Consider the following 21,115-nt stretch of genomic DNA (forward strand, 5'->3'; position numbering starts at 1 on the left):
CTCGGGAGGGGAGGGCATCGGAAAGCGAGAGCAGCGGCCTGGATCCGGCCAGCGCGGATCGTAACGTTGCATAACCGTCCGCCCCATCGGGGCTTTCCTTAGGATGCGGCGCTCGGGGCGCTCGGGGCGCTCGGGGCGCTGGAGACGCCTAGTCGATGATCCCCTGCCGCACCGCATAGAGCACCAGCTCCGCCGTGCTTTCGACCCCCAGCTTCTCGAGCAGGTTGGTGCGGTGCGTGCTGACGGTCTTCACGCTGATCATCATCTCCTCGCCGATGGCCGTGACCGACATGCCCTTCAGCAGCATCAGCATGATCTGGTGCTCGCGCACCGAGAGCCGCTGGTGCGCCGGCCGCGCGTCGTGGCCGCGCAGCTGTTGCTGCACCAGCGGCGCGGCCAGCGCGCTCAGGTAGTTGCCGCCGCCGGCCACGAGGCGGATGGCGCGCACCAGCTCCGCCGGCTCCGCGTCCTTTCCGATGTAGCCGTTGGCGCCGGCCTGCACCGCGACCAGCGCGTACTGTTCCTCGGGGTACATCGACAGAACCAGCACCGGCGGGCAGCCGGAGGTCGCGCGCAGCGAGGCCATCACGTCCAGGCCGCTGCGGCCTTCCATGTTGATGTCGAGCAGCACCACGTCGAATGCCTGTGCGCGCACCTGGTCGAGCGCCTCGCCACCGTTGCGCGCCTCGGCGGTCACGCGCACGTCGGGCTCGTCGAGCAGCAGGCGCTGCACGCCGGAGCGGAAGATGGTGTGGTCGTCGACGACGAGGACACGGATCATCGGTCCTTCGCCCTTCACAGCAGCGGCACACGCAGCACGAGCTGCGTGCCTTGCCCCGGCGCCGAGGCGATGTCGAGCTGGCCGCCTGCTTCGCGCGCCCGCTCGGTCATGCTCAACAGGCCGAGCGAGCCCCGGTCGAGCATCGAGGGCGTGAAGCCGCGACCGTCGTCGTGCAGCCGCAGCACGAAGTACCCGCCTTCTTCGGACAGGTGCACCTCGACCCGCGTCGCGCGCGCATGCCGGGCCACGTTGGTCAGGCCCTCCTGGAAGATGCGGTACACCGCCATCGCCCGTTTGGGCGACAGCCGCATCGAGTCGCCTTCGCCGCCCAGCACGTGCAGCACGCCCGCCCGTGCCGAGAACAGTTCCAGCTCGCGCGCCATGGCCACGGCCAGGCCCACGTGGTCGAGCACGCTGGGCCTGAGCGATTCGGAAATGGTCTTGACGCTTTCGATGGTGTCTTGCGTCAGCGCGATCAGCCCCTGCGTGAGGCCACGCACTTCATCGCCCTGCACGCGCCGCAGGATGCGCGTGGCATCCATCTTCATCGCCGTGAGGCTGCCGCCCAGCCGGTCGTGCACGTCGCGTGCGATGCCGATGCGCTGGTCTTCCAGCTTGCGATGGGTGTAGGCGGTCAGCTCTTGCAACTGTTCGCGCGAGCGGCGCAGCTCGTCTTCCCTGGCCACGCGCTCCGTGATGTCGATGCCCACGCCGCCCACGGCGGGCCGGCCGCGAAACATCATGCGGCTGCCATGGATCTCGATCGGCACGATGCGCCCGTCGCGATGCACGCCGCGGGTGACGAATCGCATGCTGTGCACCTCGCCGCTGAGCCGCTGGTAGTAGCGCTCGAGCACCGTATCGAGGAAGTCCGGCGCTACCAGGTCGCGCAGGTGCATGCCCACCAGCTCCTGCGGCGAGTAGCCGACGATGCCGGCCCATGTGGCATTGGAATAGACGAAGCGCTCGTCCTGCATGACGTAGATGCCCGCGAGCGACTGCTCGATGATCGCCTGGAAGGGGACCTCCGGCGGCGGCGGTTCGGGTGTCTCGTCCATGCGTTCGATGATAGGCAGGCGCGGCTGCGACGGGTTGCTCAGCAGTACGGCGCGTCACGGGTGCTATCCCTAGACGCCTCTCGGAATCGTCCGATGGAGGCGCTGGCGGCTTCTTCCTAAGCTCGGCGCGAGACCCGGCCACCCCGCGCCTTCCCGAAGCAGCCGGACATCTGCCCATTCAAGGAGACAACCCCATGCAGCCATCCACCCTCGCGCGTTCCGCGTCTTCCATCGTCTGCGGCGTGCTGCTGACACAGCTCGCCGCCTGCGGCGGAGGCGGCGGCGGCTCCGGCGCCTCGCCCTTCGTCGCCGCTGCGGCCACCACGGGCGCCACGGGCGCGGCGGCGCAGCCGCAGGCCTCCGATCCCATCGCCTCCACGCCCCTGGGCTTCGTGACCGGCGTCGACCAGTCGAAGACCAGCGGCACCCACGCGTGGCTGGGCATTCCGTATGCCAAGCCGCCGGTCGGCGCGCTGCGGTGGATGCCGCCGGTCGCGGCCGAGCCCTGGGCCGGCCCGCGCTCGGCCCGCCAGTTCGGCCCCTCGTGCGCACAGGGCGGGCGCTTCTTCAGCCCCGCGCCCAACGACGCGCCTTACAGCCTGGCCGTGCGCGACGGCTTCGGCAAGCCCGTGGGCAGCGAGGACTGCCTCACGCTCAACATCTGGCGCCCGTCGAACGAGCAGAAGAAGCTGCCCGTCATCGTGTTCATCCACGGCGGCAGCAACATCTCGGGCTATTCGGCCGACCCGATCTACGACGGCAAGGCGCTGGCCGCCAAGGCGAACGCGGTGGTCGTCACCATCAACTACCGGCTCGGCCTGTACGGCTGGCTCGACATGCCGCAGCTCAAGACCGGCAACGCGACCGCCGACTCGGGCAACTTCGGCACGCTCGACCAGATCCAGGCGCTCAAGTACGTCAATGCCAACATCGAGTCCTTCGGCGGCGATGCCGGCAACGTCACGGTGATGGGCCAGTCGGCAGGCTCGGTCAACGTGTGGGCGCTGATGGTGTCGCCGCTGACGGCCGGCCTCATGCACAAGGCGGTGTCGCTGAGCGGCGGCCTGGTCACTACCGCGCCGGCGCAGGCCAAGCTCTACGCGAACAGCCTGCTGAGCAACCTGGTCATCGCCGACGGCAAGGCCACCGACGCGTTGTCGGCCCAGCTCTACATCGCGTCGCAGACGCCCGAGCAGATCGCCACCTATGTGCGTGGCAAGTCGTCGGACGACGTGATTAAGGCCTCGCTCGCGCCCGGCATGGCCGCGGCGCCGGCCGTCATCAGCGACGGCAGCGTGATCCCGGCCGTGCCGGCGGCGGCCATTGCGGCCGGCAACTACCGCAAGGTGCCCATGCTCGCGGGCAACACCAACGAGGAAGGCAAGCTCTTCGGCGGTGCCGTGGGTGCCTATAAGCCCAACGACTACGACCGCTTCACGATGCAGTACAACTTCAACCCCGATGCGGCGCCGACGCTGACGGAAGCGGACCTGCTCAACCCGACCTTCCTGCCCGTGGACAAACCGGTGCTCGGCTGGAACACGGTCGCCGCCGCCTTGAGCACCAGCGTGTTCCTGGTGCCGGGCAACGCGTCGCTGGCGGCGCTGGCCACGCAGCAGTCGGACAAGATCTGGTACTTCCGCTTCGACTGGAAGCAGGAGCCCAAGCCCTTCGACACCGTGTACGGTGCCGTGCATGCGATCGACCTGCCCTTCTTCTTCAACACCTTCGATCGCAAGAGCGTGTTCTCCTTCGCCTTCAACGCAGCCAACCGGCCGGGCCGCGAGGCGCTGTCGGACGCCATGATGTCGTCGCTGGCGGCCTTCGTGCGCAACGGCAACCCGAACAACCCGACGCTCAATGCCAACTGGCCGCTGTGGCCGGCACGCATGGTGTTCGATGCATCGAACACGCAGGCCAACATCGGGGTTCGCTGAAGTCGCGCGCTATTGCAGCCGCACCGTGGCCTTGACCGGCAGCCGCCCGATCGCCTGCGACAGCCGCTCCTGCAGCGCCTGCGCGGCCGGCCCGGCGGCCGCCGCGTCGACGACGATGCGCAGTGCGCTCTCGCCGTCGGGCTGGACGGCCGGTCGCGCGGCGGAGTCCAGGTCCAGCGCGGTGCAGGCTTCTTCCACCATCGCCTCGGCCACGCGGCGCGCGGCCAGCGCACGCAGCTCGGGCTTGTAGATCTTGCCGACGTTGGTCATCGGCATCTGCGCGATCACCATCACCGACTTGGGCTTGGCCGGCGCCTCGTCCACGCGCGCGGCGGCGAAGGCCAGCAGCTCGGCTTCGGTGGCCTGCATGCCGGGCACCAGCGTGGCGAAGGCCACCGGCAACTCGCCCGCATAGGCATCGGGCGCGCCCACGGCTGCGCACAGCTGCACGGCCGGATGCGCGCCCAGCGCGTCTTCGATGGTCTTCGGGTCGATGTTGTGGCCGCTGCGGATGATCAGGTCCTTCGAGCGGCCGCTCAGGTTGAGCCGCTCTTCGGCATCGATCCAGCCCAGGTCGCCGGTGGCGAGCCAGCCGTCGGCGGTGAAGGCCTTGGCCGTGTCGGCCGCGTCGACGAAGCCCGAGAACAGGTTGGGCGACTTGAACAGCACCATGCCCTGTTCGCCGGGCGGCAGCTCGCGGTCGCTGGCGTTGCCGTGCGCATCGAGCGCGACGATGCGGATCTGCGACCAGGGCAGCCGGAAGCCGACGCAGCCTGGCGGCCCGACCACGCCCGGCGGCGTGATGGTCGAGATGCCGGCCATCTCGGTCATGCCCAGGCTCTCGTGGACGTGCAGGCCGAACAGGCGCTCGAATCGCGCGGCCAGCTCGGGCGGCAGCACGGCGGCGCCGGTGCGGCAGTAGCGAATCGAAGAGATGTCGGCACCATCCAGCGGCACGTTGGCCAGCGCCGCCAGCACGGTGGGCACCGCCGACAGCGAGGTCGGGCGGTGCTTCTCGACCAGCCGCCAGTAGTTGGCCATCACCTGCTTGTTGCGCAGCAGCGTGGTGGTGGGAATGATCACCTCGACCCCGGCCGACAGCGAGGCCAGCGAAGCCGGCAGCACGCCGGCCACGTGGAACAGCGGATAGCCGTTGATCGAGATGTCGCCCGGGCCCTGGCCCGTCATGTTGATGCTGGCGAAGGCGCTGAACACCTGGGCGCCGTGGCTGTGGCGCGCGAGCTTGGGCGCGCCGGTGGTGCCGCCGGTGTGGAAGTAGGCGGCGATGTCTTCGGGCGCGATGTCGCGGCCGCTCACCAGGTGGTCGTCGGGCTCGACCGCGCGCAGCGCAGCGAAGTCGGCGACGCCTTCGGGCAGCGGGCCGGTGCTGCCGGGCGCTTCGTCGTGCGGCGCGACGCGCAGCACGGTCGTCAGCGTGGGCACCTGGTCGCGCAGGCGCATCGCCTTCGACCACATGCCCGAGTCGCCCTCGGCCCCGTAGGCGATCAACACTTTGGCGCGGCCGGCGGTCATCAGCGAGACCAGCTTCTCGTCGGTGAGCAGCGGATTGAGCGGCTGCGCGATGCCGGCCGCGGCGCCGCCCCACAGCGCCAGGTGGTAGTCGAGGCAGCCGGGCAGCAGGATCGCGACCGCATCGTCCGGGCCGACGCCCAGGCGGTGCAGCACGTTCGCGGTCTGGTGGATGCCCGCGAACAGCGTCGCGAAGGACCAGCGGATCGGCTCGTCGGCCGGGTCGCCCGTGCGCAGAAAGGTCAGCGCCGTCTTGTCGCCGAAGGCGGCCGCCGCGTTGCGGAAGATCTCGTAGGTGCTGCGAACGGCCAGCGCATCGGCGAGCGGTGTCTGCTCGATGCGCTGCACGTCCTCGATGCTGCCGACGGGCAGCGATGCGCGAAAGGGCGCAGCGATCGGCGCGGTGATCTGCGCGGAAATAGGCGCGGAAATAGGCGCGACGTCTGGGCGGGTCATGAGCGGCCGAGCGCGGCGTAGCGTTGCAGGTGGTGGTCTTCGTCGCCGAGCTGGTGGTCGATCATCACCAGCCGCTTGGCGTAGTGGGCCAGCGGCAGCTCCCAGGTCATGCCGATGCCGCCGTGCATCTGCACGCTTTCTTCGGCCACCAGCGTGCCGATGCGGCCGATGCTGAACTTGGCAGCCGACAGCGCACGTTCGCGCGCCACGCGGTCGTCGCCGTCGATGGCGGCCGCGGCGTTGATGACGGCCGAGCGGGCCTGTTCCACTTCGAGCAGCAGGTCGGCCATGCGGTGTTGCAGCGCCTGGAAGCTGCCGATCAGCTGGCCGAACTGCTTGCGCGTGCGCAAGTATTCGAGCGTCGCCGACTTGGCCGCTTCCATCGCGCCCAGGCTCTCGGCGCACAGTGCGAGCACGCCGCGGCCGATGGCGCGTTCGAGCGTGGCGTAGCCCTGGCCCTCGGCGCCCAGCAGGGCGTCGGCGGGCAGTCGCACGCCCTCGAAGTTGATTTCGGCCACGCGGCCACCGTCGATCGCAGGGCAGCCGCGCACCTGCACGCCGTTCGTCTTGGCGGGCACGACGAAGAGCGAGATGCCGGCCTCGCCGTCGACCTCGCCCGACGTGCGAGCCGACACCACGAGCAGGTCGGCGTGCTCGCCATGCAGGACCACCGCCTTGGCGCCATCGAGCCGCCAGCCATCGCCGTCGCGGCGTGCGCGGGTCTGCACGCGCGTCGTTTGGTAGTGCGCGCCGGCTTCCTCGTGCGCCAGTGCGGCGATGGTGCTGCCGGCGACGATGCCGGCGACATGGTCTTTCTGCGCCGCGCTGCCCGAGGCGACGATGGCCTCACCGACCATCACGGCGCCCAGCAGCGGCTCGACCACCAGGCCGCGGCCCAGCGCCTCGAAGACCACGGCCACGTCGAAGCCGCCGCCGCCGAAGCCGCCATCCTCTTCGCGGAACAGGGCGCCGATCACGCCCAGCTCGGCGAACTGTTGCCAGATCTCGGGGCTGTAGCCCTGGGCCGACTTCGCGATCTTGTCGCGCGCCTCGAAGGCATATTGCTCGGCGATGAAGCGGTTGAGGCTGTCGGCGAGCATGCGCCGGTCTTCGGTGTGTTCGAAATTCATATCAAGTCTCCTCGCGTCAACGGACGCGCGCCGCTCGATCGGCGCGGCATCAAAAAGGGTGATACCAGGAACACCGCGGAACCGCCTTTGCCGGGCCGCTGGTGTTGCCCCCGGCGAGTGGGGTGGCGGACCACACGAAGTGGGGAAGCCTGGGGGAGAGCCATTACAAGCCGAGGATCATCTTGGAGATGATGTTCTTTTGAATCTCGTTCGAGCCGCCGAAGATCGACAGCTTGCGGTTGTTGAAGTACTTCGACGCCGCGGGCGCCGCTTCCTTCGGGCCGATGGGCGCGCCATCGAAGCCATCTTCCAGCGCTTCATGCACGTAGGGCCGTGCATAAGGCCCCATCGCCCGCCGGATCAGCGACGAGATCTCCTGCCGGATCTCGGTGCCGCGGATCTTGAGCATGGAGCTTTCGGCGCCCGGCACGCCGCCGCCTGCCACCGCCGCGATCACGCGCAGGTTGGTGGTCTTCATGTTCTCGAGGTCGATCTCGACCCGCGCCATGCGCGCCGCGAAGGCCGGGTCTTCGGCGAGCGGCCTGCCGTTCTTCGTCTGCTTGGCGGCGATCACCTTGAGCTGCTCCATGGCCGCCACCGAGAAGCCCACGCCCGCGATGTTGGTGCGCTCGTAGGTCAGCAGGTACTTGGCGCAGGTCCAGCCCTTGTCTTCCTCGCCCACCAGGTTGTCGGCCGGCACGCGCACGTCGGAGAAGAACACTTCGTTGACTTCGTGGTCGCCGTCGAGCGTGATGATCGGGCGCACTTCGACGCCGGGCGAATTCATGTCGATCAGCAGGAAGCTGATGCCTTCCTGCTTCTTCGCCTCGCGGTTGGTGCGCACCAGGCAGAAGATCATGTTGGCGTGCTGGCCCAGCGTGGTCCAGGTCTTCTGGCCGTTCACGATGTAGTGCGGCCCCTGCGCGTCGATGCCGCGCACGGCCGATGTCTTGACCGATGCCAGGTCGGAGCCGGCGCCCGGCTCCGAATAGCCCTGGCACCACCAGTCCGAGCCGTCGAGGATGCGCGGCAGCCAGCGCTGCTTCTGTTCTTCGTTGCCGTACTTGATCAGCACCGGCCCCAGCATGTTCACGCCGAAGGGCACGATGCGCGGCGCATGGGCCAGCGCGCATTCGTTTTCGAAGATGAACTTCTCGACCGCGGTCCAGCCCGGGCCGCCGTATTGCTCGGGCCAGTGGTTCGCCAGCCAGCCGCGCTCGTTGAGGATCGCGTGCCACTGGGCCATGTCGGCCTTGCCCAGGTGCATGCCGTCGGCGACCTTGTCGGAGAGTTGCCTGGGCAGCTTCTCGGCGAGGAAGCTGCGCACTTCGTTGCGGAAGGCTTGCTCTTCAGGGGTGAAGTTGAGGTCCATACGCGTACTTCTCAGAAAATTTCGAACAGGCCCGCGGCGCCCATGCCGCCTGCGATGCACATCGTGACCACCGCGTACTTCGCGCCGCGGCGCCGCCCTTCGATCAGCACGTGGCCGGCCAGCCGCGCGCCCGTCATGCCGAAGGGGTGGCCGATCGAGATCGCGCCGCCGTCGACATTGAGCCGCTCGGCCGGAATGCCGAGCTTCTCCTGGCAGTAGATGGACTGCGAGGCGAAGGCCTCGTTGAGTTCCCAGAGGTCGATATCGTCGACCTTCAGCCCATGACGCGCCAGCAGTTTCGGCACCGCGAACACCGGGCCGATGCCCATCTCGTCGGGCTCGCAGCCGGCCAGTGCCAGGCCGCGGAAGGCGCCCAGGGGCTTGAGGTTGGCGCGCTCGGCGTCCTTGGCTTCCATCAGCACGCAGGCCGAGGCGCCATCGGACAGCTGCGACGAGTTGCCGGCGGTGACGAACTTGCCGGCGCCCATCACGGGCTCGAGCTTGGCCAGCCCCTCGTAGGTGGTGCCGGCGCGGTTGCAGGTGTCGTGGTCGATGGTGACTTCGCGGTGGCTGACCTGCTTGGTCTCCTTGTCGGTCACGGCCATGGTGGTGGTGCAGGCCACGATCTCGTCCTTGTAGCGGCCGGCCTGTTGCGCCTCGGCGGTCTTGCGCTGGCTTTCCACCGAGAAGCGGTCCTGCGCCTCGCGGCCGATCTCGTAGCGCTTGGCGACGATGTCGGCCGTTTCGATCATCGACAGGTACAGCTGCGGCTTGTGCTCGACGATCCACGGGTCCATGCCCGAATCACCACTGTCGGTGGCGCTGCGCGAGCGGATCTGCGAGATGCTCTCCACGCCGCCCGCGATCATCGCCGGCACGCCTTCGAGCACGATGCGGCCCGCCGCCATCGCGATGGCCTGCAGACCCGACGCGCAGAAGCGGTTGACGGTGGTGCCGGCGATGCTGATCGGCAGCCCGGCGCGCACGATGGTCTGGCGCGCCACGTTGCGGCCGGTGGTGCCCTCGGGGTAGCCGCAGCCGAGGATGGCGTCTTCGATCAGCGCCGGGTCGATGCCGGCGCGCTCCACCGCCGCCTTGACGGCGAAGGCGGCCAGCGTGGGGCCGGGCGTGATGTTGAACTCGCCGCGGTGCGCCTTGGTCAGCGGCGTGCGGGCGGTGGAAACGATGACGGCTTCGCGCATGGGGTTGTCTCCTGCTGGTCGGCTTGCTTGAATTACTCGGATTGGTTGAGGCTCGAGAAGTCGGCGCCGCGCTCCACCAGCTCCACCAGCAGCGGCGAGGCTTTCCAGAACAGCGGGTCTTCTTTCGCGAACTCGCGGATGTCGGCCAGCACCTTGGGCAGGCCCACCGTGTCGGCGTACTTCATTGGGCCGCCGCGGTGGCGCGGAAAGCCGTAGCCGTAGAGAAAGGTCACGTCCACGTCGAGCGGGCGCAACGCGATGCGCTGGTGCACGACGTTGGCGCCCTCGTTGACCATCGCGGCCATGTAGCGGCGCATGATTTCTTCGTCGCTGAAGCTGCGCGGCTTGACGCCGGCGCGCTGGCGCTCGGCGTCGATGATGGCTTGCACTTCGGGGTCGGGCGTGCCGGTGCGCGCGCCTTCGGGGTACAGGTAGTAGCCGCGCGCGGTCTTCTGGCCGAACCAGCCGCGCTCGCAGATGCGGTCGGCGATCTGCACGTAGCGGGCCTTGGGGTCGCGCGTCGCGGCCTTGCGTTTGCGCGTGGCCCAGCCGATGTCGCCGCCGGCCAGGTCCGACACCTGGAAGGGGCCCATGGGGTAGCCGAAGTCGCGCACGGCCTTGTCGATCTGGTAGGGCGAGGCGCCGTCTTCCATCATGTGGTCGGCCGCCTGGCGGTACACCGCGAGGATGCGGTTGCCGATGAAGCCGTCGCACACGCCGGCGCGCACCGGCGTCTTCTTGAGCTTCTTGGCCAGCTCGAAGCCGGTGGCGACCACGTCGGCGCTGACCTTCGCCGGCACCACGATCTCGAGCAGCTTCATGATGTTGGCCGGCGAGAAGAAGTGCAGGCCCAGCACATCGGCCGGGCGCGAGATGCTGGCCGCGATCTCGTCGATGTCGAGGTAGGACGTGTTGGTGGCCAGCACGGCGCCGGGCTTGCACACGCGGTCGAGTTCGGCGAAGACCGCCTTCTTCACGGCCATGTCCTCGAACACGGCTTCGACCACGAGGTCGACCTTCGCCAACGCGTCGTAGGCGGTCGAGCCGCTGAAGCGTGCCATCACGGCCGCCTTGCCGTCGGCCGTCATGCGGCCCTTGGCGATCAGGCCGTCGTACACCTTCTCGACGTGGCCGCGGCCGCGCGCGAGGCTGGGCTCGTCGCGTTCGATCATGGTCACGGGCAGGCCGGCGTCGAGCATGGCCACCGCGATGCCGGCGCCCATGGTGCCGCCGCCGACGATGCCGCAGGACTCGATGGCGCGCGGCTTGGCAGCCTTGGTCTCGGGCGCCTTGAGCGCTTCGCGTTCGGCGAAGAAGGCATGGATGAGCCCGGCGCGCTGCGGGCTGTCGATGCATTCCAGGAACAGCTTGCGCTCCAGCGCCATGCCTTCGTCGAAGGGCAAAGTCAGCGCGGCTTCGGTCGCTTCGACGATCTTCATCGGCGAGAACAGGCCGCGGCTCTTCTTGGCGGTGTCGGCGCGGGCGGCTTCGAGCGCGGCGCGCTGGGCGTCCTTGTCGGCCAATGCGGCAGCAGCGTCGCGCGTGCGACGCACCAGGGCCTTGGCTGCTGCCAGTTCTTTCGCGTAGGCCAGTCCTTCGGCGAGCGCATCGGCGCCTTCGCCCAACCTGTCGATCAGGCCCAGCGCCAGCGCTTCCTTGGCACCGGCATGGCGGCCGCTCAGCATCAACTCGAGCGCGGCCTTGACGCCGATCAAGCGCGGCGCGCGCTGCGTGCCGCCCGAGCCCGGCATCAGGCCCAGTTGCACCTCGGGCAGGCCCAGCTTGGCCGAGGGCGCGGCCAGGCGGTAGTGCGCCGACAGCGCGATTTCCAGCCCCCCGCCCAGCGCGGCGCCATGGATGGCGGCGACCACCGGCTTGCTGCAGTTTTCGATGCGGGCGCAGACCTCGGGCAGCGAAGGCTGCTGCGGCGGCTTGCCGAACTCGCGGATGTCGGCGCCGGCGATGAAGTTGCGGCCCGCGCCCACCAGCAGCACCGCAGCCGCGCCACCGTCGGCCTCGGCTGCATCAATGGCGGCCACCAAGCCACGGCGCACGTCCACGCCCAGGGCGTTGACGGGCGGGTTGTCGATCGTCACGAGCAGCACGCCGGCCTGGCGTTCGAAGCGGACAGGATTGGAAACGGAAGGGGAAGCGGCGGGGGTGGCCATGCGAGGGATATCTCCGTTGGGGGCGCGGACCTGGACCGGTCCGTGAAAGCTGGGGGGCGGACCCCTGCATTCTTGGGCGCGGCTCCTGTTTTGACAATTGCATGAGTGGTTGACAGACTGTCAAAGAATTTTTGACAAAATCTCTCGCCCATGGACTTGCAATCGCTGACCCTGCTGGTCGAGATCCTCGATGCCGGCAACCTGAGCGAGGCGGCGCGCCGGCTCAAGATGAGCCGCGCCAACGTCAGCTACCACCTGAACCAGCTCGAGCGCTCGGTCGGCGCCCAGCTCGTGCGGCGCACCACCCGCCGCGCCGAGGCCACCGAGATCGGCCAGCGCCTGTATCAGCACGGCCTGGCCATCCAGAACGAATTGCAGGCCGCGCGCGAATCGGCATCGGCGCTGGGCGAGGGCCTGGTCGGCCGCGTGCGCTTGAGCGTGCCCAGCGGCTATGGGCAACTGGTCATGTCCGACTGGCTGATCGAGTTCAAGCGCCTCTACCCGGGCATCGTGCTGGACGTGCTGTTCGAGAACCGCATCGAAGACCTGATGCGCGACGAGGTCGACATCGCCGTTCGCGTGATCCCCGAGCCGCCGCTGAACCTGGTTGCGCGCGAGCTGGGCCCGGTGCGCTACGTCGCATGCGCCTCACGCGCCTACGCGCAGGAGCACGGCCTGCCCACGCAACTCGACCAGCTCAGCACCGCGCCGGTGGTCACCGCCGCGGTCATCGGCCGCCAGCTGCGCATGTCGGCGTACCGCGGCGAAGAGCGGCGCGAGGTGATGCTGGAGCCCACGCTGATCTCCGAGAACTTCCTGTTCCTGCGCCAGGCCATCCTGGCCGGCCTGGGCATCGGCCTGGTGCCCGACTACGTGGTGCAGGACGACGTGCGGCGCGGCGCCGTGTTCACCGCCCTCGACGATTGGCGCCTGAGCATCTTCGGCACGCAGATGTTCATGCTGTACATGCCCAACCGGCAGCACACGCGGGCGACGCGGACCTTCATCGATTTCATCCTGGAGCGCGCGAGGGCGGGTGGGGTGGCGGCTTCGCCGGGCGAAGCGTCGTCATGAGCTGCCGGGCCGCTCCCAAGGCGAAGGTAATCTTGTGAACTAGGCCAGGGGAGGGTGCAGGCGCGTGTCGAGCGCGAAGCGGCCTTGCGCGTGTTTGCGGTAGCGGCCTCTGGCGACGTTCGGTTCAATCACCAGGTTCCAGCTGAACCGCGACACGGCGCTTGGGAACAGAACCATGCCGTGCCGCGCGAGGAGCTGGCTGCCGAAGGCTTGCTGTCCTGCACTGGGCGTGCCGGGGATCAGCCAGGCGGGATTCGGCACGCCTTCTGGCTGCACCACGTGGATCGGTTCGCTCGTGATCTCCAGGCAGGTAAGTACATGAGGGTGCGTATCCAGTACCGGAAAGCCCGCATGCACGGCGACTTCGAGGATGGCAGTGCTCGGGTCGATGGAGCAATACACGGCACGCTGTCCTTTGGCACTCCAGCGGCCGCCCAGCCGTTCTGCGCCGATGCCGCTGTCCCAGGCAGTGGCGTAATGTTGCCGGTCGAGGCGCCAGGCAAGCGCAGGGGCGTCCGCTCCGATCTTGGGAACGGGCACCATGGGATGGCCGCGCCTCAAGCGTAGACCCCGTACTCGATGCGGTCTAGCAGCTCTTCGACGAGTTGCGTGCCCATGGGCGTGGCCAACAAGTCGATCGGCTTTTGCTGGTTCAGCCCGATGGCGGGCGCCGTCAGCCATTGAACGGCGGCCTCCCTGCTGCCGAGCACCACGGTGGCCTTGGCGACGACTTCGGCGAACTTGAATGCACGGCCGCCCTGCGCCACGCTGAGAGTTTCACTCTGCGATCCCTTCTTGCGGTGCAAGGTACGCAGGCTGATGCCCAACGCTTCGCTCAGCGTGCCGGACGGCAGCGGCTCGATGGCATGCGCCAGGTGAAGGATGGCCACACTGGGAATTCCGTGCGCGACCCAATGGTGAACGTCCAGCAGGCTCTCGGGTGTGTGGGCCAGCACCTGGTGGCCGCCCAGCAGCTCCAGGGCGATGACCAGCTGCGTGCCGTTGGCGTCGATCAGGGCGCTGTAGTGCTCCCGCAGTTCTTCGGAGACGTGGGGGAAGTGATCGTCCGGCAACTCCCGGAAGCTGGTGGGCCGGGGGCGGTAGGCGTGAGGCACTTTGTTCATGACTGGTAATGCCATTTGGCGTACTCAGTGTGCCACAAGGCAGATGCAAGAAAGCCCATGCTGCACCTGCCTGGGAAAAGGTCCCGACCTTTCTGTTGCCGAGCCTGCAGCCGAAGGCTGCAGGGGCCGGGAACCCTCGCGGGTCACTCCGAAGCGGGATTTAGGCCTGCTTCAAGTAAAAGCTGTCATTGGCATTTACTGGATTTGCTCTGCTTACGGCAGTCGCCTCTCGAATCGTTGCCCTGGGCCGCCATGCGCCGTCGAAACCAGTCAGCCCCACGAGACTGAGGACGCCTGCGCATCCGCACTCTGGTGGAGCTGGGGGGAATCGAACCCCCGTCCGACACACTTGAGCTTCGAGCTTCAGAGCCTTCCTGCGGGTTGCGCCGTCGGGCTCACACGATCATTGGTTCAACTGCAGGCGACGAACATGCCTCGGTTGAGGGCCTTGAGTAACCCGAGCACCCAGGTAAGTTCCAATCCCACGCGATTCGATGTCGCCTAGCGCGCGATGCCGATCGTCGCGGCGGCCGCATAGCCTGCCGTCACGCTGCCCGTCATCGCCGGCGTCATGGCGGCGATCTGCGCCGCGGTGTTGTCGCCGAACACCTTGTCGCTGCCGAGCGTCACGTTGGCGAAGTTGTTGACGCTCGAGGCGTAGCCGGTGGCGTAGGGATAGACCGCGCTGCAGGCGGCGCTGGGCAGGGCCAGCTGCGAGGTCAGCAGCGCATTGCGGCCGGTCGTGGCGGCGGCAAGGCTGGCGAACACCTCGAAATGCATGTGCGGCCAGCGGCCGGAATAGCAGCCCGGGAAGATGGTCGTGGAGGCGACCTGGCCGTTCGCGTCGGTCACCTGCACGCCGCGCAGGTAGCTTTCGGCCGATGCCGTGTAGAGCGAGTAGTTGCCGTCACGGTCGCAGTGCCACAGGTAGATCGCATAGCCCGACAGCGGCGCGCAACTCGCGCTGGTGTTGACCAGCGTCAGCGTGAGCGTCGTCGCCACGCCCTGTGCCTGGGTCGCGGTGCCGATGAAGCTGCTGCGGATGTCGCTGCGCACGATGCCGCTGGCGGTCAGCACATCGGACGTGGCGCCGCTGGCCGTATTGGTGCCGTCGGCGGGGTAGGGCCCGGCGGTTTCGCCGGGCAGGGCGGTGCAGCTGCTGCTGGTGGTCGTCGTGCTGGACGCGGCGACGGTGCTCGTCGACGTGGTCGCGCTGGCTGCGCTGCCGGTGGTGCTTGCGGCTGTCGTGCCCGACGTGCCTGCAAGGCTCGCGAGGCTGCTGCCGTCGGACCCGCCACCGCCGCAGCCGGCCAGCATCAGCGCCGAGCTTGCTGCGCGACGTGGTGGACCAAGCGCTCTTCGTCGGCAAGGACGTGCGGCTGGAGCGCAGCGAACATGCCGCGGTCGAGGTCGACGCGATCGGCGTGCGCCGCGTGCTCGACAACCTGATCGAGAACGCGGTCAAGTACGGCCAACAGGCACGCGTGCGGCTCTTCATCGACGCGCGCGATGCCGTGGCCGAGGTCGGAGACAACGGCCCGGGTCTTCCGGACGAAGAGCTGGAGCGCGTGTTCCAGCCCTTCTACCGCGCGCCTGTCGCTCGTGCGTCGGGCAAGCAGGGGAGCGGACTGGGCCTGGCGGTCTGCCGGTCGATCGCGCGCGCCCACGGCGGAGAGGTGCAACTCACGCGCGGGCAGCGCGGGCTGGTCGCGCAGGTGCGGCTGCCGCTGGCGTACGGTGCGGTGGGCACGTAGAGGGCGTCTCGATCCGGGAAGCAGAGGCGCATTGGCCCGTCTGATCGCGGCTTCGAAGGCGCCAGGGCTTGGAAGAATCGGTCCGTCGCGCACGAGCGCGGCGTGACGACGATTACGACCACGACGACTACTGCTTTCAAGGGAGCCCCTCGATGAAGAACTGGAAGATCAGCGCCCGGCTGGGCCTGGGCTTTGCCATCCTGTTGCTGCTGCAATTGGCCATCACCGCGATCGGCCTGAGCCAGATGGCCATGCTGTCCTATCAGATCCGCATCACCAACGACATCGGCGCCGGCAAGGTCAGCGCGCTGACCGACGTGCAGTTCGCCATCGGCAAGCGCGCCATCGCTGCGCGCAACCTCGCGCTGGTCAGCGACCCCGCGCTCCAGAAGGCCGACCTGGCGTTGGTCAAGTCGTCGCAGGCCGAGATCGACAAAGGCATGGAGCGCCTGGCAGGCATCATGAAAGACCCCGCCGCCGGCACGCAAGACGAGCGCCGCATGCTCGAAGAGCTGAAGGAGCTCGAGGCCCGATACCTGCCGATCGCTGGCAAGGTGGTGGCGCTCGCCACCTCGGGCCGCACCGACGACGCCATCAGGGCACTGACGCAGGAATGCATGCCGCTGCTGACCCGGGTCATCGCCCACGTGGAAGCGTTCGAGCAGACGCTGCAGGCCGGCTCGGCCCGCAGCGTCGCCGCTGCGCAGGCTGCCTACGGCAATGCGAAGTGGGTGATCCTGCTGATCAGCGGCCTGTCGCTGCTGGCCGGCGTGGCCACCGCCATCTTGCTGACCCGCTCGATCACGCGCCCGCTCAACGCGGCGGTGCAGGTGGCCCAGACCGTGGCCTCGGGCGACTTGAGCAGCCGCGTGACGGCGACCACGCGAGACGAGACCGGCCTGCTGATGGCCGCGCTGCGCGACATGAACGACAGCCTCGCCAAGGTGGTCGGCGAAGTGCGAAACGGCACCGACACCATCGCCACCGCTTCGGGCCAGATCGCGTCGGGCAACCACGACTTGTCCTCCCGCACCGAAGAGCAGGCCAGTTCGCTCGAGCAAACCGCGGCGTCGATGGAGCAGCTCACCAGCACCGTCAAACAGAATGCCGACAACGCGCGGCAGGCCAATCAGCTGGCCATGTCGGCCTCGGGCGTGGCCGTCAAGGGCGGCGAGGTCGTGAGCCAGGTGGTGGACACCATGGCGTCGATCCACGCTTCGTCCAAGAAGATCGTCGACATCATCGGCGTGATCGACGGCATTGCTTTCCAGACCAACATCCTGGCGCTCAATGCGGCCGTCGAGGCGGCCCGTGCAGGCGAACAAGGCCGCGGCTTCGCGGTGGTGGCGGCCGAAGTCCGCAGCCTGGCGCAGCGCTCGGGCGCGGCGGCGAAGGAGATCAAGGGCCTGATCGACGACTCGGTGGGCAAGGTCGATGCCGGCACGGCACTGGTCGGTGAAGCCGGCAGGACGATGCAAGAGATCGTCGCCAGCGTTCAGCGCGTGACGGACATCATGGGCGAGATCACAGCGGCCAGCCATGAGCAGACCCAGGGCATCGAGCAGGTGAACCAGGCCATCGCGCAGATGGACCAGGTGACGCAGCAGAACGCGGCGCTGGTGGAGCAAGCATCCGCCGCAGCCCAGTCGATGCAGGAACAGGCGGGCGGGCTGTCGCAGGTCGTCAGCGTGTTCAGGCTGGGCCACGCGGAAGCGGCTTGACCGGTGCGGCGTGTACGCCACGCTGCGACAAAAAACCAGATCTTTTATGCCCCATGGTTGGTTAGCATTCGACCTCATGGGAAGAAACAAATATATAGAACTGCTCCAAGAGTTTTGCGAGGCCAAGGGAATCGAGGCGTCTGGCGATCTGATCGAGTACGGTCTGCTGGAAGTCGACGGCACGTTGATGTCCATCGAATACCTCGAAGAGCGAGACGAGGTGCGCCTGGTCCTGCCGCTGGGCCATGCTGCTTCAGGCGATGGAATGTGGGTTCTCTTCAAGCTCCTGCTCGAAGCCAACCTGGGCCACACCACGCTTTGCTGGCCGGTCTTCAGCCTGGATTCGCAAAGCGGCCAGCCGCTCGCTGCCTACCACCTGCCCTTGCAGGCCTTGCTCGACGAGGTCATCAGCCTCGAATTCGTCATCGAAGAGCAGATGTTCCCGCTGCTGCGCGAGTGGGAGTGCACGGTGCGCGCCGCGCTCGACGACCACCGCACGGGCGGTCGAGGTGCGGTGCTTCCGCGCTTCCAGGCTTGATGCATTCGAAGCACGGCGCCGATGGGCACATCCACGCTGGTAGCGATGCACGGCGCGACGGGAGCCTCGCACCTCTCGCCTCGCCCGCCAGGTCGCGAGTGCGAACAGCGGCCCAGGCGGGTCAGCTACCGGATTCCTGAATCGGGATTCATTCCTCGCGCGCCCACAAGGAAGGGGCCGACGTCACCGGAAGAGCTCGTTTCGGACATTCCGACGGATCGGCTCATCGTCGGTGCGCGCAACGACGACGAGGACATCAGCGATGATCAGGTTCAAGCCTCGCAAGCCCAGCCCCGGTCGTCGCAGGCCTTCGGCATGGATCTGTCGGCTCTTCGCGATCGGCGGCAGGCCGGCGCGCTTCGCTTTCACGGTCACTACGCCCATGCGAGGGAGCGCCAGCGGCGCGAAGAGCACAGTCCTCGCTACCAGAAACAGATCAAGTCCTTCGTCGATGCGGATGGCCGGGAGTGTCACGAGGACCAATGGATCCGGGCCGGCAAGACCCGGGTTGAACGCGTGCAGCAATCGAGCACAGCTTTCGGCAAGAAGGCGCAAGGCGCTTTCAACGAGCTGAGCCGCCTGCTGCACGGGCTGGCCGGAAGGCCCCGCACGACGGGCTCCGGCTACGGCGGACCCGAGGGCGTCGACACCCTGCTGAGCATTGCGAAGCTCACGCCCGTTTCCGGCGTCGCCGCCAGCGTGGGTACGGCCAGGCTGGCGGGAATGGCGGTGGGCGCCGATGCGCTGCGCGAAGGGGATGCAGGCGCCGCGCATGCAGCTTTTGCAGCGGTCAACGGGTTGGGCGTGCTGGCTGTGGGTCCGTTGGTGCTCGATGCCATGGACTGTGCGGACGGAGCCATCGCCGTGGCCAGCAGCCGGGCGCAGGCGAAGGCGAATCTCCGTCACTGCGAAGACGCCCGGCGATTCTTGATGCACCTGGACCAGGCCACGCCGGACGAGGCGCAGGCCTATCTGCTGTTCGAGTCGGCGGCCGCGAAGCTGATCGATCCGACCCGCGAGCAGCGCGCGCAGGCGAACGCGGTCATGCTCGAGGGCGCGAAGGGGGCCATCGTCCAACCCGTGGGCACCAGCCTTGCGGTCGGCATCCAGATGGCCGGCTATGCAGGGGCCGCCATCCCGGCGCCGGCTGGCGCTGCACTGGCGCCCTTCGGCTTCGCGAGCGGCACCCTCGACATTCTTCAGGGCCGGCAAGAACAAATTCGCCGCATCGACCAGAACGCGACGGCGCAGCGGCGCAAGCTCGGGATGACGCGGGTACTGCTGGAGACGCCGAAGGCGCATCCCCAGCATGCGCTTCTGCGCGGCGTGGTGCACGGCCTGCAGATCAGGCAGGACCGGTTGGTCCGCCAAGCCGAACGCGAGGAGATATTCGCCGGCATCCGCATCTTTTCAGGCAGCACGCGCATTGCTTCGACGGCCGCCGGGCTGGTGGGGCTGGGGCTGGTCGCGGGCGGTGTTTTGACGGCGGCGACGGGCGGCATCGTGGCCGCGGTGGCGGCCGTGCCGGCCGCATTCGTCGGCGGCGCGTTCGTGCTGCGCAACTACCGTCGCGCGAAGTCCGAGCACAAGGACAAGTGGCTTCGGCGTGCGGTCGGCGCATTGGCCCTCGCCACGTCCCGCGAAACCTGGGAGGCGAAACTGGCCGGCAGCCATCCTGACGGGCGCACGCTGCGCGCGGAGTTCCAGGAAGGCGAATACCTGCCGGAAGACGGGCGCTTCGCCGGCACGCGCGAGATGGCGTTCGACGTGCGCGACAACGAATACGCCGCCCTGCTCGCCCTGGCCTGGCAGGTGCAGGACCTGGTGCGGGACGGCAACCACGATCCCGAATCGCCGTTCATGAAGCTGCTGGATGTCTTCGGGGTCGACGCGCTCCAGCTGCTCGCCATCTGCAAGGTGGCTTCGGCCAAGCCGGCTTCTGCGCAGTTGGACTTCATTCAGGCGCAGCTCGCAACTGCGCTGGGCATGAAGTTTCCGCTGGTGGCAGGTGCGCAGCCCAAGCCTCACGTGTCCGTGTTCATCGGCCATTTTCAGGACGCGTGGAGCGAGGTGGCGCAAGGGCTCGACCATGAGCCGGGTTCCAGCGCCTTTCTGTCGAAGCTCCACGACGTGCTGGCAGCGCGCTTTCTCGGCGAGCCTGCAACGATGCAGGCGTTCTGCCAATCCATCGACGCCTTCCTGGACAAGACGCGCAACATGCCGTCCTCGCCGCTTGCCCGGCAGCTCGGCCAGTTCAGTCGATGGTCCGCGATGCGCTGGACTGGCGCCCCGGCCTAAACCGGCGGCTGGGTTCGCGCGAACTGACGGCCCGCGAGGCCGACGAAGACCCAGATCACCAGCGCATGCAATGCGCCGATGAAGAGCAATGCCAGCGCCAAAGCCGCGACCGGCAGCGTGCCTTGGCTCGCCGACACGATGATCGAGAACAGCGCCTGGATGCCGAGGTCGACGGCCAGCATGCCCAGCACGGCGCGGCGCTTTTCCGGGCGAGTGAAGTAGCGGCCGTTTTTTTTGGCGAAGCCGACGCAGGCCCACATCACCGCACCGAGCAGGGCCGCGACGTTGACCCCGGCGTTGTTCTGCACGCCGAGCGCGGCGAGCAGGGCGCCGGCCGCGAGCAGGAGCAGCAGGTAGGCGATGCCGAAGCGGAGTAGAAGTTGACGCAGGGACACGGTCTTGCGGCGCTTCGGCGAGGTCAGAAGTGCGAACGCTCCCTGAAGCTGTAGAACTGGTCATCGCCAATGATGATGAAGTCCTGCAGCCGCAGGTTGTGCAGTTCGCCGAGCGCGTGCATCCGGTCGGCGACTTCGGTGTCTGCCGTGGAGGGGGCGCAGTTGCCCGACGGGTGGTTGTGCACGACGATGATGCTCGTCGCCCGGGCGAGTATCGCGTTGCGAAACACCTCGATCGGTTCGATCAGCGCGTTGCGGCCAGTGCCGATCGATGCCACCTCGTACGACAGCACTTCGAGCTGCGGGTTCAGATGAAGCACGACGACCTTTTCCTTCGTCTCGTCCTGCATGTCCCTGAACAGTTCGTAGACATGGCGGGGACTTTCGACAGGCTTGTTCAGCAGGTCGTCGTCGACGCGCTTCCTGGTGAATGTGACCTTGAGTTCCTTGATATAGGCCATGCGGCCCCTTCTGCCGTCTGGTGAGTCCGGCCAGCAGCATACCCAATCAGCGGCGTCAGTTGTTCGCATGGCGCGTGGCGATCGTGCCCGGTGGGACAATCCGCCCCATGACGACC

18 protein-coding genes and 1 other RNA gene are annotated in these 21,115 nt (G+C 68.0%); 6 read left to right on the plus strand and 13 right to left on the minus strand.

What is annotated here, in order from left to right:
- Positions 1 to 148: 148 nt before the first annotated feature.
- The gene (locus B0W80_RS30210) at positions 149 to 781 is read right to left on the minus strand and encodes a response regulator transcription factor (protein ID WP_077002868.1); all 633 of its coding nucleotides are present in this window, start codon (positions 779 to 781) and stop codon (positions 149 to 151) included.
- 14 nt (positions 782 to 795) lie between these two features.
- Positions 796 to 1,839 (minus strand): PAS domain S-box protein, encoded by a 1,044-nt coding sequence (locus tag B0W80_RS30215; protein ID WP_077002852.1) that lies wholly within the window; start codon positions 1,837 to 1,839, stop codon positions 796 to 798.
- A 194-nt stretch (positions 1,840 to 2,033) separates the two neighbouring features.
- Between B0W80_RS30215 and B0W80_RS30220 the strand changes: the two genes are divergently transcribed.
- Entirely contained in the window at positions 2,034 to 3,776 is a 1,743-nt protein-coding gene (locus B0W80_RS30220) for a carboxylesterase/lipase family protein (RefSeq protein ID WP_077002853.1), read from the plus strand.
- Between the two features lie 9 nt (positions 3,777 to 3,785).
- On the opposite strand, the gene B0W80_RS30225 is transcribed toward B0W80_RS30220, so the two are convergent.
- From B0W80_RS30225 to B0W80_RS30245, 5 genes are all read right to left on the minus strand, one after another.
- Positions 3,786 to 5,762: an acyl-CoA synthetase gene (locus tag B0W80_RS30225; RefSeq protein WP_077002854.1), complete on the minus strand. Its 1,977-nt coding sequence runs from the start codon at positions 5,760 to 5,762 to the stop codon at positions 3,786 to 3,788.
- A complete protein-coding gene (locus B0W80_RS30230; RefSeq protein WP_077002855.1) occupies positions 5,759 to 6,892 on the minus strand; it encodes an acyl-CoA dehydrogenase family protein in 1,134 nt (377 codons plus the stop codon). Before B0W80_RS30230 ends, B0W80_RS30225 begins: the two co-directional genes overlap by 4 nt.
- 163 nt (positions 6,893 to 7,055) lie before the next feature.
- Complete coding sequence (locus tag B0W80_RS30235; RefSeq protein WP_077002856.1) at positions 7,056 to 8,264, minus strand: acyl-CoA dehydrogenase family protein; 1,209 nt, start codon at positions 8,262 to 8,264, stop codon at positions 7,056 to 7,058.
- Between the two features lie 11 nt (positions 8,265 to 8,275).
- Positions 8,276 to 9,466 carry an acetyl-CoA C-acyltransferase gene (locus B0W80_RS30240; RefSeq protein ID WP_077002857.1) on the minus strand — a complete coding sequence of 397 codons (1,191 nt, stop codon included), beginning with the start codon at positions 9,464 to 9,466 and terminating at the stop codon, positions 8,276 to 8,278.
- 32 nt (positions 9,467 to 9,498) lie between these two features.
- Positions 9,499 to 11,634: a 3-hydroxyacyl-CoA dehydrogenase NAD-binding domain-containing protein gene (locus B0W80_RS30245; protein WP_077002858.1), complete on the minus strand. Its 2,136-nt coding sequence runs from the start codon at positions 11,632 to 11,634 to the stop codon at positions 9,499 to 9,501.
- A 150-nt stretch (positions 11,635 to 11,784) separates the two neighbouring features.
- Here B0W80_RS30245 and B0W80_RS30250 point away from each other — a divergent pair, with 150 nt between their 5' ends.
- Entirely contained in the window at positions 11,785 to 12,708 is a 924-nt protein-coding gene (locus B0W80_RS30250; protein WP_077002859.1) for a LysR family transcriptional regulator, read from the plus strand.
- Positions 12,709 to 12,747: 39 nt separating this feature from the next.
- Here B0W80_RS30250 and B0W80_RS30255 read toward each other — a convergent pair whose 3' ends face one another.
- The 4 genes from B0W80_RS30255 to B0W80_RS30270 all read right to left on the minus strand — a co-directional run bounded on the left by B0W80_RS30255 (position 12,748) and on the right by B0W80_RS30270 (position 15,149).
- The gene (locus B0W80_RS30255) at positions 12,748 to 13,251 is read right to left on the minus strand and encodes an RES family NAD+ phosphorylase (protein WP_077002860.1); all 504 of its coding nucleotides are present in this window, start codon (positions 13,249 to 13,251) and stop codon (positions 12,748 to 12,750) included.
- 14 nt (positions 13,252 to 13,265) lie between these two features.
- The gene (locus B0W80_RS30260; RefSeq protein ID WP_179107058.1) at positions 13,266 to 13,832 is read right to left on the minus strand and encodes an antitoxin Xre/MbcA/ParS toxin-binding domain-containing protein; all 567 of its coding nucleotides are present in this window, start codon (positions 13,830 to 13,832) and stop codon (positions 13,266 to 13,268) included.
- A 99-nt stretch (positions 13,833 to 13,931) separates the two neighbouring features.
- Positions 13,932 to 14,245: a transfer-messenger RNA gene (gene ssrA / locus B0W80_RS30265) on the minus strand.
- An 88-nt stretch (positions 14,246 to 14,333) separates the two neighbouring features.
- The gene (locus B0W80_RS30270; protein ID WP_143684847.1) at positions 14,334 to 15,149 is read right to left on the minus strand and encodes an intradiol ring-cleavage dioxygenase; all 816 of its coding nucleotides are present in this window, start codon (positions 15,147 to 15,149) and stop codon (positions 14,334 to 14,336) included.
- Positions 15,150 to 15,175: 26 nt separating this feature from the next.
- Between B0W80_RS30270 and B0W80_RS30275 the strand changes: the two genes are divergently transcribed.
- The 4 genes from B0W80_RS30275 to B0W80_RS30300 all read left to right on the plus strand — a co-directional run bounded on the left by B0W80_RS30275 (position 15,176) and on the right by B0W80_RS30300 (position 20,143).
- The gene (locus B0W80_RS30275) at positions 15,176 to 15,586 is read left to right on the plus strand and encodes a sensor histidine kinase KdpD (RefSeq protein WP_179107059.1); all 411 of its coding nucleotides are present in this window, start codon (positions 15,176 to 15,178) and stop codon (positions 15,584 to 15,586) included.
- Positions 15,587 to 15,738: 152 nt separating this feature from the next.
- Complete coding sequence (locus tag B0W80_RS30280) at positions 15,739 to 17,307, plus strand: methyl-accepting chemotaxis protein (protein ID WP_077002870.1); 1,569 nt, start codon at positions 15,739 to 15,741, stop codon at positions 17,305 to 17,307.
- A gap of 10 nt (positions 17,308 to 17,317) precedes the next feature.
- Positions 17,318 to 17,845, plus strand: a complete 528-nt coding sequence (locus tag B0W80_RS35210) for a CesT family type III secretion system chaperone (protein WP_143684849.1) — start codon at positions 17,318 to 17,320, stop codon at positions 17,843 to 17,845.
- A 21-nt stretch (positions 17,846 to 17,866) separates the two neighbouring features.
- Positions 17,867 to 20,143, plus strand: coding sequence for a hypothetical protein (locus tag B0W80_RS30300; protein WP_179107060.1), 2,277 nt, complete (start codon positions 17,867 to 17,869; stop codon positions 20,141 to 20,143).
- Here B0W80_RS30300 and B0W80_RS30305 read toward each other — a convergent pair.
- Both B0W80_RS30305 and B0W80_RS30310 read right to left on the minus strand, forming a co-directional pair.
- Positions 20,140 to 20,538: an ABZJ_00895 family protein gene (locus tag B0W80_RS30305; protein WP_077002866.1), complete on the minus strand. Its 399-nt coding sequence runs from the start codon at positions 20,536 to 20,538 to the stop codon at positions 20,140 to 20,142. The two genes, B0W80_RS30300 and B0W80_RS30305, sit on opposite strands and share 4 nt — an antisense overlap.
- 23 nt (positions 20,539 to 20,561) lie before the next feature.
- The coding region (locus B0W80_RS30310) for a JAB domain-containing protein (RefSeq protein WP_218668972.1) at positions 20,562 to 21,115 on the minus strand (554 nt) is incomplete at its 5' end.

This window comes from Variovorax sp. KK3, from assembly GCF_001984055.1.
Classification (GTDB): domain Bacteria; phylum Pseudomonadota; class Gammaproteobacteria; order Burkholderiales; family Burkholderiaceae_C; genus Variovorax.

Excerpts from the sequence above, each read along its gene's own strand:
- B0W80_RS30240 (WP_077002857.1), bottom strand. The coding sequence starts at position 9,466 with ATGCGCGAAGCCGTCATCGTTTCCACCGCCCGCACGCCGCTGACCAAG.
- B0W80_RS30225 (WP_077002854.1), bottom strand. The coding sequence starts at position 5,762 with ATGACCCGCCCAGACGTCGCGCCTATTTCCGCGCCTATTTCCGCGCAG.
- B0W80_RS30270 (WP_143684847.1), bottom strand. The coding sequence starts at position 15,149 with ATGCTGGCCGGCTGCGGCGGTGGCGGGTCCGACGGCAGCAGCCTCGCG.
- B0W80_RS30230 (WP_077002855.1), bottom strand. The coding sequence starts at position 6,892 with ATGAATTTCGAACACACCGAAGACCGGCGCATGCTCGCCGACAGCCTC.
- B0W80_RS30280 (WP_077002870.1), top strand. The coding sequence starts at position 15,739 with ATGAAGAACTGGAAGATCAGCGCCCGGCTGGGCCTGGGCTTTGCCATC.
- B0W80_RS30215 (WP_077002852.1), bottom strand. The coding sequence starts at position 1,839 with ATGGACGAGACACCCGAACCGCCGCCGCCGGAGGTCCCCTTCCAGGCG.
- B0W80_RS30250 (WP_077002859.1), top strand. The coding sequence starts at position 11,785 with ATGGACTTGCAATCGCTGACCCTGCTGGTCGAGATCCTCGATGCCGGC.
- B0W80_RS30220 (WP_077002853.1), top strand. The coding sequence starts at position 2,034 with ATGCAGCCATCCACCCTCGCGCGTTCCGCGTCTTCCATCGTCTGCGGC.
- B0W80_RS30245 (WP_077002858.1), bottom strand. The coding sequence starts at position 11,634 with ATGGCCACCCCCGCCGCTTCCCCTTCCGTTTCCAATCCTGTCCGCTTC.
- B0W80_RS30255 (WP_077002860.1), bottom strand. The coding sequence starts at position 13,251 with ATGGTGCCCGTTCCCAAGATCGGAGCGGACGCCCCTGCGCTTGCCTGG.
- B0W80_RS30235 (WP_077002856.1), bottom strand. The coding sequence starts at position 8,264 with ATGGACCTCAACTTCACCCCTGAAGAGCAAGCCTTCCGCAACGAAGTG.
- B0W80_RS30210 (WP_077002868.1), bottom strand. The coding sequence starts at position 781 with ATGATCCGTGTCCTCGTCGTCGACGACCACACCATCTTCCGCTCCGGC.
- B0W80_RS30260 (WP_179107058.1), bottom strand. The coding sequence starts at position 13,832 with ATGAACAAAGTGCCTCACGCCTACCGCCCCCGGCCCACCAGCTTCCGG.
- B0W80_RS30300 (WP_179107060.1), top strand. The coding sequence starts at position 17,867 with ATGGGCACATCCACGCTGGTAGCGATGCACGGCGCGACGGGAGCCTCG.